Origin of the sequence: Arthrobacter sp. CJ23, assembly GCF_024741795.1 — a bacterium.
GTDB lineage: Bacteria > Actinomycetota > Actinomycetes > Actinomycetales > Micrococcaceae > Arthrobacter.
The window spans coordinates 1,531,932-1,547,431 of record NZ_CP102950.1; the positions used below are offsets into that span (position 1 = coordinate 1,531,932).

Below are 15,500 nucleotides of genomic sequence, written 5' to 3' on the forward strand. Positions count from 1 at the left end.
TTAAAGACTAGCGCCGGTCCTTCAGGCGTCGTGTCCCGGCTGGGACTTGGGCACGCGCATGGTGATGAGGGTGCCTTCGCCGGGCGCGGTGTCGATGACCAGGCCGTGCTCGTCCCCGTAGACCTGGCGCAGCCTCGCGTCCACGTTGCGCAGTCCCACATGGTCGCCGTCGGTGTGCCCGGCGAGGACCGAGCGGAGGTGTTCCGGGTCCATGCCCACGCCGTCGTCCTCGATGGTGACCTCGGCGAACGCGCCGGAATCGTTGGCGCAGATGGTGATGTGCCCGGGGCCTTCCTTGGCTTCAAGGCCGTGGCGCACTGCGTTCTCCACCAGCGGCTGCAGGCTGAGGAACGGAATGACCGTGCTGAGCACCTCGGGGGCGATCCGGAGGCTGACCTGCACTCGCTCGCCGAAGCGGGCCCGCTCGAGCAGCAGGTACCGGTCGATGCAGCGCAGTTCCTCGGCCAGGGTGGTGAAGTCGCCGTGCCTGCGGAAGGAGTAGCGCGTGAAATCGGCGAACTCCACCACGAGCTCCCGGGCGCGGGCGGGGTCGGTGTTGATGAACGAAGCGATGGCGTTGAGGGAGTTGTAGATGAAGTGCGGGCTGATCTGGGCGCGCAGGGCCCGCACCTCGGCCTCCATCAGCAGGGTCCGGGAGGAGTCGAGTTCGGCCAGTTCAAGCTGCGCGGCGATCCAGTCGGCCACCTCGCCGGTGGCCCGGACGAGTCCCGCCCCGGCGTTGGGTGCGAAGGCGGCCACCGCGCCCACCACCCGCGAACCGGCCCGGATGGGCGCGATCACCGTGCTGTAGGCCGTCTCCCCGTGGGCCGGCACCCTCGCCGCAGGGATCACCGCCGTCCGTCCGGTGGCAAGGACCTCGGCGGCGAGCCGCATGAGGGAAGGCCGCAGCTCTTCGGCCGCGCCGTCCCACGCCAACACGGACCCGGTGTCCGTGATGGCCAGCGCCTCGCAGCCCAGCAGGGCCCGCAGCTGCTTGCTTGCCTTCGCGGCGCCGGCGGGCTGCAGCCCGCCGCGGAGGTGCTGCCCCGCGCGTGAGGCGGCGTGCAGGGTGTTGTAGGTGGCCCGCTCGGCATCCGTGCCCAGCTCCCGGAAGGACCGCATCACCTTGAGCCCCACCCCGACGACGACGGCGACGGCCAGGACGATCACGGCGATGGCCGCGGCGGTGAAAAGCGGGGAATCGGGCATAACGCCCAGCGTAGCCAATGTGCCGGGGCGTCGCAGACGTGCCCCGGAGAATGCCGTTGGGCGCAGCATCGTGACCGCTGGGCGACCCGGACCTGCGGGGCTCTGGAAGGCAGCCCGCACCGCGTCCGATAGTGATTGCAGTCACATTGGCGGAGTGCGTGGAGCCGATGTGGACACTCACACTCAGGAGGAACCATGGGTAATGGAGCCCAAAACCAGGACGAGACGGCGTCCGTGGACTTCCAGCAAGTCCAGCAGACGGAGCGCTTCAGGGCGCTCCGAACCCGTCACCGCAGCTTTGTCTTCCCCATGGCAGTGGCCTTCCTGCTGTGGTACTTCGCCTACGTCCTGCTGGCCGACTACGCGGTGGGATTCATGTCCATCAAGGTCTGGGGCAACATCAACGTCGGGCTGATCCTGGGCCTGCTCCAGTTCGCCACCACCTTCGGCATCACGGCCTGGTACGTCAGCTACTCCAACCGGAAGCTGGACCCGATCGCCGCCGAGATCCGTAACGAGATCGAAGGCCACGAGTTCGACAAGGAAGGCAACGCAGTCATGGGGGCGGCAAAGTGAACGGAATGGTCCCCGCGGTCAATGTGGGTGCGCTCAAAGACACCACGCTCCTGAACATGGGCATCTTCGCCCTGTTCGTCCTGGTCACCATGGTGATCGTGTTCCGGGCCAGCCGGAACAACAAGACGGCCGCGGACTACTACGCCGCCGGCCGCTCCTTCACCGGATCCCAGAACGGCACAGCCATCGCGGGGGACTACCTCTCGGCGGCGTCCTTCCTCGGCATCACCGGTGCCATCGCCATCAACGGCTATGACGGCTTCCTCTACTCCATCGGCTTCCTGGTGGCTTGGCTCGTGGCGCTGCTCCTGGTTGCCGAACTGCTGCGCAACACGGGCAAGTTCACCATGGCGGACGTGCTCTCCTTCCGGCTCCGGCAGCGCCCGGTCCGGATCGCGGCAGCCCTGTCCACCCTGGCCGTCTGCTTCTTCTACCTGCTGGCCCAGATGGCCGGCGCCGGAAGCCTGATCTCGCTCCTGCTGGGCATCAGCGACTGGGGCGGACAGGCCCTGGTAATCATCGTGGTCGGGGCCCTCATGATCATGTACGTGCTGATCGGCGGCATGAAGGGCACCACCTGGGTGCAGATCATCAAGGCCATCCTGCTGATCGCCGGCGCAGCCGTGATGACCGCCTGGGTGCTGTCCATCTACGGCTTTAACCTGTCCAATCTGCTCGGCGCGGCCGCCGACGCGGCCAACAACCCGAACATCCTCAACCCGGGCCTGCAGTACGGCAAGTCCGAAACCTCCAAGCTGGACTTCATGTCCCTGGGCCTGGCCCTGGTGCTCGGCACGGCCGCCCTGCCGCACGTGCTGATGCGCTTCTACACCGTCCCTACGGCGAAGGAAGCCCGCAAGTCCGTGGTGTGGTCCATCTGGCTGATAGGCCTCTTCTACCTCTTCACCCTGGTCCTGGGCTACGGCGCCGCCGCGCTGGTCGGTGCGGACACCATCAAGTCCGCCCCCGGCGGCGTGAACTCGGCAGCCCCGCTGTTGGCGTTCCACCTGGGCGGGCCGCTGCTCCTGGGCTTCATCTCCGCCGTCGCCTTCGCCACGATCCTGGCCGTCGTGGCCGGCCTGACCATCACCGCAGCAGCCTCGTTCGCCCACGACATCTACGCAAACGTCATCTCCAAGGGCAAGGCCGATCCCGATACCGAGGTCAAGGTGGCCCGCCGGACCGTGGTGGTGATCGGCATCCTGGCGATCCTTGGTGGCATCTTCGCCAATGGCCAGAACGTGGCCTTCCTGGTGGCGCTCGCCTTCGCCGTGGCGGCTTCGGCCAACCTGCCCACCATCGTCTACTCCCTGTTCTGGCGGAAGTTCACCACGCAGGGCGCCGTCTGGAGCATGTACGGCGGCTTGGCCTCGGCCATCCTGCTGATCACGCTCTCCCCGGTGGTCTCGGGTGCCAAGACCTCCATGATCCCCGGGGCCAACTTCGCGCTCTTCCCGCTGAGCAACCCCGGCATCGTGTCCATCCCGCTGGCCTTCTTCCTCGGCTGGCTCGGAACCGTGCTGGACAAGCGGCGCGAGGATCCGGCCAAGCAGGCCGAAATGGAAGTCCGCTCGCTGACCGGAGTGGGCGCCGAAAAGGCCGTCGAGCACTAAGCCGCCAGCCTCAAATCAGCAACGAGGGGCTTATCCGCGAACACGCGGGTGAGCCCCTCCTGCGCGTATCGAGCTATTTCTTCAGACTGAGCCACTCCTTCAGCTGCTCCAGCGGCCAGGTTGTGACGATCCGTGCCTCCGGCACCCCGACGGCTTCGGCGCGCTCGGCACCGTACTGGAGGAAATCGAGTTGACCGGGAGCATGGGCGTCGCTGTCGATGCTGAACAGGCAGCCGGCGTCGAGGGCCATTCGCATGAGCTTGTCCGGCGGGTCCTGGCGTTCCGGCCGTGAATTGATTTCGACGGCGACCCCCCACTCGGCGCATTCAGCGAAGACTTTGGCGGCATCGAACTCGGACTCGGGCCGGGTTCCGCGCGACCCTTGGACGAGACGGCCGGTGCAGTGCCCCAGGACGTTGGTGTGAGGATTCCGGACACCGGCCAGCATCCTCTTGGTCATGGTCTTCTTGTCCGACCGTAGTTTCGAGTGCACGCTGGCCACCACAACTTCCAAGCGGTCCAGCATCTCCGGCAACTGGTCCAGCGTTCCGTCCTCAAGGATGTCCACTTCGATGCCCTTGAGCAGGCGGAATTCGTCGTGGTCCGCGTTGATCCCGTCCACTACCGCGAGTTGCTGGTCGAGCCGCTCGGCGCTGAGGCCGTTGGCTATCTGGAGGTTGGGGGAGTGGTCCGTGAGGGCGAGGTATTCCCGGCCGAGGGTCCGGGCCGCTGCAACCATGGTTTCGATTGGCGAGCCGCCGTCAGACCAGTTGCTGTGGCTGTGGAGGTCTCCGCGGAGGGCCGAGCTGAGAGTGTGACCACCGGAGGCCAGGGACTCGGTGCCCCGTTCTCGAAGGGTTTCAAGATATTCCGGAACCCGGTCTTCCAGGGCCTGCGTGATGACCTCCGCACTGCGGCTGCCTACGCCTTTCAGGCTGGTGAGCCGTCCGTTGCGGATCAGCCGCACCAGCTCGTCGGGCGGCAGCTGCCGGACGACGTCGGCCGCTTTCCGGAAGGCCTGGACCTTGAAAGACTCGGCACGGCCGCGTTCCAGCCAGAAGGATATTTCTTCGAGCGCCTCAACGGGATCCATGGCTCCATGATCCCCGAACCGGGCTCGCCATCAACAGCCCCAACGCGTGTGGCGCACCATCGACCCTGGGCAGAATCGATGGTGCGCCCGTTCCGGTTTTCGTTAGTGCCGGTGTCCGGGACTTCCGTCCGGACTATGCCCTGCCGGCGGTGTTTGACTGTGTTCCCCGTGCGGTACAGCGTGCTGGCCCGCCATTGAGGCGGCCAAGCCGGGTGTCGCCACTGCAGCGACAACGACGGCGGCTCCGAACGCGGCGGCCAGAAGCCGCCCGGTCCTTGGCTGGGCGTGGGCGCCGCCGTCGTTGCTCGTGTGTTGCCTGCGCAACCAGCCTGCTCCGGCGAGAGCCATCAGTGTCAGGCCAAGTGCGGCGAGGTGGCTCACATCGAGCGAGCGTGGGCTATTCGCCATGCCCCAGGCGAGGGCTCCCACATGCGCGGCAGCAGCGGTGGCCGACGCCGGGAAAAGGTACCGGGGGTAGACCACGGAGTTGCGGTGCAGCCCCTGCAGGGACCAGGCGAGAAGCGCCAGGCCTGCTGCGAGGGCTGCGCCCCCGGCAACCATGATGCCGGGTGTCGCGGAGCCAGCTCCGGTGAGGTATCCGGCAGAGATGGACAGATCGACCATCCCGGCCGCCATGGCCGCGAAACATGCGAACATCAGGGCGGCCGCCTTGAGGGTGGGGCGATCGTTGCTGGCCATCGTGGTTGCCTTCCTCCCGACTGCAGCTCGCATGAATCCGGGCGCCTCAGGCATGTGCGGTGCGGACCGGAACCTTGTCCTGGGAAAGCCCGACGCCGAGCAACACCACGGCGCTGGCAAGGTGCAACACGTTGTCTGCCCCGTTCAGCGCGATGATGTTCAGCGGGGAGCCCACCAGGAACAGGCCCAGGATCCCGACCAGCAGATACACGCCGCCGACGGTCGAGTTGATCGTCTTGGACAACGTGGTGCTGTTCATGCCCGCGTACAGCAGGGCCGCTCCGATGAGGAGATGGATGACGTTGTGGAGCGGATTGACGGCAAAGATGATCAGGTTCGCTCCCTCGGTGGCGAAGAAGCCGATTCCCGCGGTGACGAAGAAGCCGAGAACGCCGACGAGCAGGTACACGGCTCCGAAAACGGTGGCGATCAGGCGGTTGGGCGATGTGCGCATGGTCCGAACCTTCCGGTGGGGCCGGGGCAACCCGGCCGGTCCTTGGAGCCCCGGGCGGGGCTCTCACCCAGTGATTCGGACCATGTGCCGGCTTGGATGGGTGTGATTCCCGGCCGCTTTCACAGCAGCCCGGTGGCGGGGTTCAGGGGCGCAGCCGGATGCTGCTCATCTTGAGCTCGTCAGTGCCTTCGAACACGTACCTGAGTTCGATGCTCTTGCCGGAGCACTGAAGTGTTCCCGCGATGTCGGCGGAGTTGCTGCCGTTCTCCGACTTCACGTTCACGGAGCTGTAGTTCGGTTTGCAGGAGGCATCCAGTTCCAGGCCTTGGATGCCTTCCTTGAAGGATTCCTTGTCGATCTCGGCCTGCAGTGCGGGATGAATGTAGTTGTCGTAGGCCTCGTCGGTCTGGCCCTTCACCACCAGTGTGGTGAACTCGTCCGCCAGCGAGCGCGCCCTGTTGGTGGCACCGCCCACCACATTGACCAGGACGAGGACGCCGATGACCACCAGGACCAGCACGCCGCCCACGATGCCCAGCACAATCCACAGGCCCTTCCTGCTCTTGGCCGGGGGCTGCCACTGCGGCTGCCACTGCGGCGGCTGCGCTTGCTGCGGTCCGCCGTATCCGGGCGGCGGGAACGGTGGGGGATTCTGGCCTGGCTGGTGGGGTTCCTGCGGGTTGCTCACGATCGTGCCCTTTCCCGGCGGCCTGCACCGGCACCGCCATGTCGCCGGGAACCGCTGGCCGGCCCCCAATCCATCCACCTGCATCCAACCGCACTTGCGTACTCCGGGGCAATAGCCAGCGGCGCCGCCGTCGTGCCGGCTTCACCGGCCGCCGTCGTGCCGGCTTCATCCCCCCGCGGAACGCAGGCCCAGCAGCGGCTGGACGCGGTAGGGGATCATTTCGCGCATGGCCAGGGCGGTGTCGGTCCGCTCCACGCCGTCGCAGGCAAGGATCTTGCCGTTGATGCGGTATAGGTCCTCGGCGTCCAGGGCCACAACCCGCAGCAGCAGATCGGCTGAGCCTGTCAGGCCGAAGCCCTCGAGGATCTCCGGGATGGCTCCCAGGTCCTGGGCCAGCGACGCGAGCTTCTGCTGCTGGACGTGCACCGAGATGAAGGCCGTGAGCGGATAGCCCAGGGCCACCGGATTGATGCGCCGTTCAAAGGACAGGAAGGCATGCTTCTTTTCGAGCTGCGCCATGCGGGCCTGCACCGTGTTCCGGGACAGCCCCAGCCTCTGGGCCAGAGCCACAACGGTGCCGCGCGGATCCTTCGCCATGGCCGAAAGCAGGCGTTTGTCAGTGACATCCAAGGGTTGCATAATGCGCAAGATTAGCACGGCGGGGCGAACCCAAACAGGGCACAATGCTCAACTTCTGCGCAGGTGGTTGTGCCCATTGAGCGTTGTGAGTAGGGTCACAATTATCCCGGGCGAGGGCGCCCGGGGCTGGTTTGCGCGGGTCCACAAGGCCTGCAGGATCGGCGAAAAACGACGCGGAAGGTATGGATACCTGTGTTGACGGACGAGGTGGGCAAGGGCGCCACAAGCGCCTCACGCCCTGTACACAGTGCAGAGAATCCCCTGCGGTCGGGCGGCAGCCTGATCCAGTTGATTACCCCCAAGGGTGAACGCATCAGCCATCCCGAATTCGACGTCTGGGTCAAGGACGTCAGCGACGAGCAGCTGGGCTCGCTGTACGAGGACATGACTGTCATCCGGCGCATCGACGCCGAGGCAACCGCACTCCAGCGCCAAGGCGAACTGGCCCTCTGGCCGCCGCTGCTGGGGCAGGAAGCATCCCAGATAGGTTCCAGCCGGGCCCTGCGCGAGGACGACTTCGTGTTTCCCAGCTACCGCGAGAGCGGCGTGGCCTACGTCCGCGGAGCGGAACTTGCCGAGATTGCCAGGGTGTGGCGCGGTAATGCCTCCTACGGCTGGGACCCCCAGCGCATCAACCTGGCCACCCCGCAGATCATCATTGGTTCCCAGAGCCTGCACGCCACCGGTTATGCGATGGGCATCCAGCACGACGGTGCGGACTCGGCAGTAATGGCCTACTTCGGCGACGGCGCCACGAGCGAAGGCGACGTCAGTGAGGCCATGGTGTTCGCCGCCAGCTTCCAGGCGCCCGTGGTCTTCTTCTGCCAAAACAACCACTGGGCCATTTCCGAGCCGGTGCGCCTGCAGTCCCACGTCCAGATCGCCGACCGCCCCAACGGCTTCGGCATTCCCAGCATGCGGGTGGACGGCAATGACGTGCTCGCGGTGCTGGCGGCCACCCGGGTGGCATTGGACCGTGCCCGCAAGGGCGGCGGACCCACGTTCATCGAAGCCGTCACCTACCGCATGGGCCCGCACACCACCGCGGATGACCCCACCCGCTACCGCGACCCCAACGAGCTCGAGGACTGGGCCGCCAAGGACCCCATCGCCCGGCTGAAGGCCCTCCTCGATTCCAAGGGCCTGCTGGACGAGGCCCTGGAAGCAACGGTGCGGGCCAAGGCCGACGCCGTCGCCGCCGAGTTCCGCGCCAGCTGCATCGACATGCCGGATCCCGCACCCTTGGACGTCTTCAACCACGTGTACAGCACGCCCAACTCCTGGATCGAACGCCAGAAGGACCACTACTCCCGCTATCTGGAAAGCTTCGCCGGATCTTCCGAGGAAGGTGCACTCTGATGTCCAAATTGACCTTTGCCCGTGCAATCAACGCAGGGCTGCGCAAGTCCCTCGAAAGCGATCCCAAGGTGGTCCTCATGGGGGAGGACATCGGCGCGCTGGGCGGCGTCTTCCGCGTGACGGATGGCCTCCAGAAGGATTTCGGCACCCACCGCGTGGTGGACACCCCGCTGGCGGAGTCCGGCATCATCGGCACCGCCGTGGGCCTCGCCTACCGCGGGTACCGGCCGGTGTGCGAGATCCAGTTCGACGGCTTCATCTACCCGGCCTTCGACCAGATCGTCAGCCAGGTGGCCAAGATGCACTACCGCACCCAGGGCCGCGTCAAAATGCCCATCACCATCCGCGTCCCGTTCGGCGGCGGCATCGGCTCGCCCGAGCACCACTCCGAGTCGCCGGAAGCCTACTTCACCCACACCTCCGGACTCCGCGTCATCAGCGTCTCCAACCCGCAGGACGCGTACACCATGATTCAGCAGGCCATCGCCTCGGATGATCCCGTGCTGTTTTTCGAACCGAAGCGCCGCTACCACGACAAGGGCGAGGTGGACGAGGCCGCCGAGCTCGCCACCGCCCTCTCCATGGAAAAGGCGCGGGTGGTCAACGCCGGAAGCGACGTCACTTTGGTGGCCTACGGTCCGCTGGTGAAGACGGCCAGGGATGCCGCGCTGGCTGCCGCCGACGAGGGGACTTCCATCGAAGTCATCGACCTGCGCTCGCTTGCCCCGATCGATTTCCCCACCGTGGAGGCCTCCGTGCGCAAGACCGGCCGGCTGGTCATCACGCACGAAGCGGCGCAGTCGGGCGGCCTGGGCGCGGAAATCGCGGCCAGCATCACCGAACGCTGCTTCAACTACCTTGAGGCGGCGCCGGTGCGCATCACCGGTTTCGATGTCCCCTACCCGTACTCCAAGCTCGAGATGCACCACCTGCCGGATCTGGACAGGATCCTGGACGGTGTCGACCGGGCCCTGGGCCGTCGCAACTCGCTGAGCGGACTGGAAGGATGAGCGCCGCCATGATCAAGGAATTCAGGCTGCCGGACCTCGGCGAAGGACTCACCGAGTCGGAGATTCTCAGCTGGAAGGTGGCAGTGGGGGATACCGTCACCCTCAACCAGGTCATCGCCGAGGTGGAGACCGCCAAGGCTGTGGTGGAGCTTCCTTCGCCCTTCGCCGGCGTGGTGGCAGCACTGCACGAACAGCCCGGGACGGTCGTCGAGGTCGGCAAGCCGATCGTTTCCTTCGAGGTGGACGACGCCGGATCCGGCAGTGTTAATGGCGTCAGTGCCGCTCCGGCCGCCGAGGCCGTGGGGGCTCCGGCGAAACGGGAGCCGAACCTGGTGGGCTATGGTGCCGTCGTCGAGGCATCGGGCCGCCCGGTGAGGCGCCAGCGTGCCGGAGAGGTGCCCGCAGAACCAGTGTCGGCTGCCGCCTTGCCGGCGGTCGCGCCAGTCGCGGCGCCAGTCAGCGCGCCGGTGGTAGGACCGGCCGACATGTCGCCGGCAGGGGAGCGGCCGCGGTCCACGCCGCCGGTCCGCAAGCTGGCGCGGGACCTGGGCATTGACCTGGGGCTGCTCACGGGGACCGGCCCCGGCGGGCTCATCACCCGGACGGACGTGCAGAACTTCGTGGACGCCGGCGCCGCGGCGGCGACCGCGGTCCCGGCCGCCGCCGGTGTTTCCGGTGAGCGCGAGACGCGCACGCCCATCAAGGGGGTCCGCAAGTTCACGGCGGCCGCAATGGTGCAGAGTGCGTTCACGGCACCGCACGTGACCGAATTCCTGACGGTCGACGTCACGCCCACCATGGAGCTGCTGGCGCGCCTCAAGTCCAGCAGGGCCTTCGAAGGTTTCAAGCTCACGCCGTTGACCATCGCGGCGAAGGCCGTGCTTGTTGCGCTGCGCCGGAACCCGACGCTGAATTCCCGCTGGGACGAGGCCGCCCAGGAGATTGTCCAGTTCAATTACGTGAATCTGGGCATCGCGGCCGCCACGCCGCGCGGACTGACCGTGCCGAACATCAAGGACGCGGACCGGATGTCGCTGCTGGAGCTCTCCACGGCGCTGACCGAACTCACGGACACGGCGCGGGCGGGGAAGACCTCGCCGGCGGAACTGTCCGGTGGCACCATCTCCATCACCAACATCGGCGTGTTCGGCATCGATGCCGGCACGCCTATCCTGAACCCGGGCGAGGCCGCCATCGTGGCCCTGGGCTCGGTGCGGAAGGCGCCGTGGGTGCACAACGATGAACTCGCGGTGCGCCAGGTCATGTCGCTGAGCCTGTCCTTCGACCACCGGCTGGTGGACGGCGAGCAAGGCTCCCGCTTCCTGGCGGACCTGGGTGCGATCCTGGCCGACCCCGCCATGGTCATGACCATGGTGTAGCTCCACGGGATCGGCAGCTGCGGCGTCGGCGCAGCGCGAACGGGCAGTTGATGCCCCTGAAACCGTGGTTTTGGGCATTAGCTGCCCGTTCGCGCTGCTGGCACGTGCTTTAGAACGACGCAGTGAGCGCGGCGATGGCCATGTGCTCCAGGATGGTCCGGGCCGACTTCGCTGCGATCCGGCGGCCGTGGTTGCGCACCGAGTGCGGCGTGGAGTTGATGAGTCCGAAGGCGGCGTGGGCGCGGACCCGGAGCTCGGAAATGTCCGTGCCCACGTGGAGCTTTTCCAGTACTCCCACCCAGACCTCCACGTACAACCGCTGGAGGTGGCGGACCTCGGTCTCGTCTTCTTCGGTGAGGCTGTCCAGGTCGCGGTCCTGGACCCGGATCACGTCCGCGTTGCTGAGGGCAAAGTCAACCTGGAACCGCACCAGTTCGTCCAGGGCCGCCCGGGGATCGGTGACTTCGGCAGCGACGCGCATGCCGCCGTCGAGCAGGTCCCGGCTCACGCTTAGCAGGAGTTCGCCCAGCACAGCCTGCTTGCCGGGAAAGTGCCGGTAAACGGCGGGGCCGCTCACGCCCGCGGCAGCGCCGAGGTCCTCGAGCGACACACGGTTGAAGCCCTTCTCGGCGAACAGCCCGGCCGCCGCAGTGAGCAGGGCCTTGCGGCGGATTTCCTTGGCCCGGCCGCGCTGGGTTGAAGCAGCCTGCGTCTGGGCGGTCTGGGTCGGGATGCTGTGCATCGAGGCGCGCCGGGCGGCGTCGGGCCTGGCCTCCGGGACTTCGGTCATGCTTCCTCCTCGGTCTCGTGTGCTGGACTTCACAGTTAATAGAGACTAACCTAAATTCCAGTTACAGGACACTAACCGAAATGGCCGTTTGGGTACCGGCGGCCGGGAATGGGATGCAGGTCAATGGAGACTATTGCCAATCTGCCGGGTTCCGCCGGCGGAACCTTCGAAGCCAACCGCGAAGCCCAGGAGGCGCTGGCCGCGGAGCTGCGGGAGCGCTTGGCGGTGGCGGCCCTGGGCGGGCCGGTGAAGTCCCGGGAGCGGCATGTTGCCCGTGGGAAGCTGCTGCCGCGGGAACGGATCGATTACCTGCTGGATGAGGGCAGCCCGTTCCTGGAGATCGCGCCGCTGGCGGCGGACGGCATGTACGACGGCGACTCCCCCGGGGCGGGGGTGATCGCAGGCATCGGCCTGGTGCACGGCCGGCATGTGCTGGTGATTTCCAACGACGCCACGGTCAAGGGCGGCACCTACTACCCGATGACGGTCAAGAAGCACCTGCGCGCCCAGGAAATCGCCCTGGAGAACGGGCTGCCCTGCATCTACCTGGTTGACTCCGGCGGCGCGTTCCTGCCGAAGCAGGACGAGGTTTTCCCCGACAGAGAGCACTTTGGCAGGATCTTCTACAACCAGGCAAAGATGTCCGCCGCGAAGATCCCGCAGATCGCCTCCGTCATGGGCTCCTGCACCGCCGGCGGCGCGTACGTTCCCGCGATGAGCGATGAGACCGTGATCGTCCGGAACCAGGGCACCATCTTCCTGGGCGGCCCGCCGCTGGTGAAGGCCGCGATCGGGGAAATCGTCACGGCCGAGGAACTCGGCGGCGGCGAGGTCCACACGCGGATCTCCGGCGTCGCGGACCACCTGGCCGAGAACGACGCCCATGCCCTCGAAATCGTCCGGAACATCGTCGCCACCCTCCCGCCTCCGGCTGCCCCGGCCTGGGACGTTGCCGACGTCGTGCTTCCGCCGCTGGCGGACCCGGACGAACTCTACGGCGTGGTTCCGGTGGACGTGAACGCCTCCTACGACGTCCGCGAGGTCATCGCCCGGCTGGTGGACGGCTCCGAATTCCACGAGTTCAAGAAGGAGTACGGCGCCACCCTGGTCACCGGCTTCGCCCGCCTGCACGGGCACCCGGTGGGGATCGTGGCCAACAACGGGGTCCTCTTCAGCGAATCGGCGCTCAAGGGTGCCCACTTCATCGAGCTCTGCGACCAGCGCGGCGTCCCGCTGCTCTTCCTGCAGAACCTCTCCGGCTTCATGGTGGGCAAGGACTACGAACACGGCGGCATCGCCAAGAACGGCGCCAAGATGGTCACCGCCGTCGCCACCGCCCGCGTCCCGAAACTCACCGTGGTGATCGGCGGCTCCTTCGGTGCCGGAAACTACTCCATGTGCGGGCGCGCCTACGGCCCGCGCTTCCTGTGGATGTGGCCCGCCTCCCGGATCTCCGTGATGGGCGGCAACCAGGCCTCCAGCGTGCTCGCCACCGTCAAGCGCGAACAGCACGAAGCCGCCGGGCGGGACTGGTCCGCCGAGGACGAAGAAGCTTTCAAAGCCCCGATCAAGCAGCAGTACGAGGAACAGGGCAGCCCCTACTACTCCACCGCCCGGCTGTGGGACGACGGCATCATCGACCCCGCGGACACCCGGCGCGTCCTGGGCCTGGCCCTGGACGTCGTCTCCCGCCAGCCCCTGCCCGATACCGCCTTCGGCCTTTTCAGGATGTGACCAGATGACTTCAGCTGACCGGAATTCCGGGGCGGCGGCACCGCCCTTCGACACCGTCCTGGTGGCCAACCGCGGCGAGATCGCCTGCCGCGTCATCCGCACCCTGCGCTCACTGGGCATCCGCTCCGTGGCCATCTACTCGGATGCGGACGCGTCCGCCAAGCACGTGGCCCTGGCGGACATGGCCGTAGGCATCGGCGGAACCGCCCCGTCCGAGAGCTACCTCCGCATCGACGCCATCATCGAAGCGTGCCGGCGGACCGGTGCGCAGGCCGTGCACCCCGGCTACGGCTTCCTGGCGGAAAACGTGGAGTTCGCCAAGGCCCTCGACGCTGCAGGGATCACCTTCATCGGCCCCGGCATCGAGGCCATCGACGTCATGGGCGACAAGATCCGCTCCAAGAACCACGTCATGGACTTCGGCGTTCCCTGCGTCCCGGGCATCGCCGAACCCGGGCTGAGCGACGAACAGCTGATCGCCGCGGCACCAGGCGTCGGCTTCCCGCTGCTGATCAAGCCCTCGGCCGGCGGCGGCGGCAAAGGCATGCACATCGTGGAACGGCCAGAGGACATGGCCGGGACCCTGCTGACGGCCCGCCGGGTGGCCGCCTCGGCCTTCGGCGACGACACCCTGTTCCTGGAGCGGCTCGTCCAGGCGCCGCGGCACATCGAGGTCCAGGTCCTGGCCGACAACCACGGCAATGTCATCCACCTCGGCGAGCGTGAGTGCTCCCTGCAGCGCCGCCACCAGAAAGTGATTGAGGAAGCGCCGTCGCCGCTTCTGGAGTCACTGAACGACGGCGGGGCCACCCGGGCGCGGGTCGGCGAGGCCGCCTGCAACGCCGCCCGCAGCGTCCACTACAGCGGCGCGGGCACCGTGGAATTCCTGGTTTCGGACAACGCCCCGGACGAGTTCTTTTTCATGGAGATGAACACCCGCCTGCAGGTGGAGCACCCCGTCACCGAAATGGTCACCGGCGTGGACCTGGTCGAATGGCAGGTGCGGATCGCCGCCGGCGAGGTCCTTACCGTGGCGCAGTCCGACGTCGTGCTCACCGGCCACGCCGTCGAGGGGCGCGTCTATGCGGAGGTCCCGGAACGCAACTTCATGCCGTCCATCGGCCAGGTCCTCGCCCTGGACGAGCGCGGCACCATGTTCGATGCCTCCGGCGTCGACTTCAACGACGGGCTGGACCCCGCCACGGCGGACGCGGACGTGCGGATCGACTCCGCCATGCGCCCGCGGCTGGACGTCACCGGCGACTACGACCCCATGCTCGCCAAGGTCATCGCCTGGGGGCCGGACCGCAAGGCCGCCCTCGACACGCTGGACAGCGCGCTGGGCCGCTACACGCTGCTCGGGCTGGACACCAACGTGGAGTACCTCCGCCTGCTGATCAACGACGGCGACGTCCGGGCCGGGCACCTGGACACCGGCCTCATCGAGCGGAAGCTGCCCGAGCTGGAGTTCCGGCACGCCGGCGACGCGGAGCTGATCGCCGTGGCCATGACCGCCTGGCTGGACCGTGAAGGTTCCGCGCTGGCGGGCGACGCCTGGCGCACCCCGGACGCCTGGCGGGTGGGCGGCCGTGCCCCCTGGACCGTCAGCCTGGGCCTGGCCGGCGGAACCGTCTCCACGGTGTCCGTGGTTGCGCCCGGCGGGCTTCGGCGCGGCGAATCCCGGCAGGGCCACGCCCTGGTCCGGGTGGACGGCGGGCCCGGGCACCGGGTGCTGGTACTCGGCCGCTCCTCCTCCAGCGTCGACCTGGAGATCGACGGCGGCCGGGTCCGGTTCGCCCTCGGGCTGGCCACGGCTTCCGGCGGGAAGGGGGGAACCCGTGGCGTCCGGGAGGTCTTCCTCGGAAACGACGGCTGGTCCTGCCGCGTCGAGATCCTGGACCGCGAAACCCGGCTGCAGCGTCTCCTGGCCGGCATCCAGCGGGAGGAAGGCGTGGCCGATCCCGAGGTCCGCTCACCCATGCCCGGCACAGTGGTCTCCGTCTCCGTGGCCAATGGCGATGCCGTGGAGGCCGGGCAGGTCCTGCTCGCGGTGGAGGCCATGAAGATGGAGCACCAGCTGGTGGCTTCCGTGTCCGGCACCGTGCACCTGAGCATCAAGACGGGAGACCTGGTGAAGGCCGATCAGGTCCTCGCCACCATCCATGTGCCGGAAGGCACGCCCGAAGCGGCAGCCAACACCAGCACAGCAGCCAACACCAGTGCGTCCAGCGACGCCGAGAACGACAAGGAAGTCTGA

Annotated in this window: 14 protein-coding genes; 7 read left to right on the forward strand and 7 right to left on the reverse strand. The window is 67.4% G+C overall.

Annotated features, from left to right (window positions below):
• Positions 1-21: 21 nt before the first annotated feature.
• A complete protein-coding gene (locus NVV90_RS06760) occupies positions 22-1,209 on the reverse strand; it encodes a sensor histidine kinase (protein WP_258440421.1) in 1,188 nt (395 codons plus the stop codon).
• Positions 1,210-1,404: 195 nt separating this feature from the next.
• Here NVV90_RS06760 and NVV90_RS06765 point away from each other — a divergent pair, with 195 nt between their 5' ends.
• Positions 1,405-1,785 carry a DUF485 domain-containing protein gene (locus NVV90_RS06765; protein ID WP_258440422.1) on the forward strand — a complete coding sequence of 127 codons (381 nt, stop codon included), beginning with the start codon at positions 1,405-1,407 and terminating at the stop codon, positions 1,783-1,785.
• 5 nt (positions 1,786-1,790) lie between these two features.
• Positions 1,791-3,398 carry a cation acetate symporter gene (locus NVV90_RS06770; RefSeq protein ID WP_258441092.1) on the forward strand — a complete coding sequence of 536 codons (1,608 nt, stop codon included), beginning with the start codon at positions 1,791-1,793 and terminating at the stop codon, positions 3,396-3,398.
• A gap of 73 nt (positions 3,399-3,471) precedes the next feature.
• Here the strand turns inward: NVV90_RS06770 and NVV90_RS06775 are convergent, their stop codons facing one another.
• From NVV90_RS06775 to NVV90_RS06795, 5 genes are all read right to left on the reverse strand, one after another.
• The gene (locus tag NVV90_RS06775; protein WP_258440423.1) at positions 3,472-4,491 is read right to left on the reverse strand and encodes a PHP domain-containing protein; all 1,020 of its coding nucleotides are present in this window, start codon (positions 4,489-4,491) and stop codon (positions 3,472-3,474) included.
• Between the two features lie 102 nt (positions 4,492-4,593).
• Complete coding sequence (locus tag NVV90_RS06780; protein ID WP_258440424.1) at positions 4,594-5,190, reverse strand: hypothetical protein; 597 nt, start codon at positions 5,188-5,190, stop codon at positions 4,594-4,596.
• 46 nt (positions 5,191-5,236) lie between these two features.
• Positions 5,237-5,644, reverse strand: a complete 408-nt coding sequence (locus NVV90_RS06785) for a DUF4383 domain-containing protein (RefSeq protein WP_258440425.1) — start codon at positions 5,642-5,644, stop codon at positions 5,237-5,239.
• Between the two features lie 142 nt (positions 5,645-5,786).
• Positions 5,787-6,332 (reverse strand): hypothetical protein, encoded by a 546-nt coding sequence (locus NVV90_RS06790; RefSeq protein ID WP_258440426.1) that lies wholly within the window; start codon positions 6,330-6,332, stop codon positions 5,787-5,789.
• 165 nt (positions 6,333-6,497) lie between these two features.
• Entirely contained in the window at positions 6,498-6,971 is a 474-nt protein-coding gene (locus NVV90_RS06795; protein ID WP_258440427.1) for an Lrp/AsnC family transcriptional regulator, read from the reverse strand.
• Between the two features lie 192 nt (positions 6,972-7,163).
• Here NVV90_RS06795 and pdhA point away from each other — a divergent pair, with 192 nt between their 5' ends.
• Genes pdhA through NVV90_RS06810 form a run of 3 tightly spaced genes read left to right on the forward strand, consistent with a single transcriptional unit; the run spans position 7,164 to position 10,719 of the window.
• Complete coding sequence (pdhA, locus tag NVV90_RS06800) at positions 7,164-8,330, forward strand: pyruvate dehydrogenase (acetyl-transferring) E1 component subunit alpha (protein ID WP_258440428.1); 1,167 nt, start codon at positions 7,164-7,166, stop codon at positions 8,328-8,330.
• Positions 8,330-9,340 carry an alpha-ketoacid dehydrogenase subunit beta gene (locus NVV90_RS06805; RefSeq protein WP_258440429.1) on the forward strand — a complete coding sequence of 337 codons (1,011 nt, stop codon included), beginning with the start codon at positions 8,330-8,332 and terminating at the stop codon, positions 9,338-9,340. The genes pdhA and NVV90_RS06805 overlap by 1 nt, the downstream gene beginning before the upstream one ends.
• Positions 9,337-10,719 carry a dihydrolipoamide acetyltransferase family protein gene (locus NVV90_RS06810; RefSeq protein ID WP_258440430.1) on the forward strand — a complete coding sequence of 461 codons (1,383 nt, stop codon included), beginning with the start codon at positions 9,337-9,339 and terminating at the stop codon, positions 10,717-10,719. The genes NVV90_RS06805 and NVV90_RS06810 overlap by 4 nt, the downstream gene beginning before the upstream one ends.
• A 109-nt stretch (positions 10,720-10,828) precedes the next feature.
• Here the strand turns inward: NVV90_RS06810 and NVV90_RS06815 are convergent, their stop codons facing one another.
• Entirely contained in the window at positions 10,829-11,461 is a 633-nt protein-coding gene (locus NVV90_RS06815; RefSeq protein WP_258441093.1) for a TetR/AcrR family transcriptional regulator, read from the reverse strand.
• 171 nt (positions 11,462-11,632) lie between these two features.
• On the opposite strand from NVV90_RS06815, the gene NVV90_RS06820 reads away from it, so the two are divergent.
• Together NVV90_RS06820 and NVV90_RS06825 are read left to right on the forward strand one after the other, a co-directional pair.
• Positions 11,633-13,243 (forward strand): carboxyl transferase domain-containing protein, encoded by a 1,611-nt coding sequence (locus tag NVV90_RS06820; RefSeq protein ID WP_258440431.1) that lies wholly within the window; start codon positions 11,633-11,635, stop codon positions 13,241-13,243.
• A gap of 4 nt (positions 13,244-13,247) precedes the next feature.
• A complete protein-coding gene (locus tag NVV90_RS06825) occupies positions 13,248-15,500 on the forward strand; it encodes a biotin carboxylase N-terminal domain-containing protein (RefSeq protein ID WP_258440432.1) in 2,253 nt (750 codons plus the stop codon).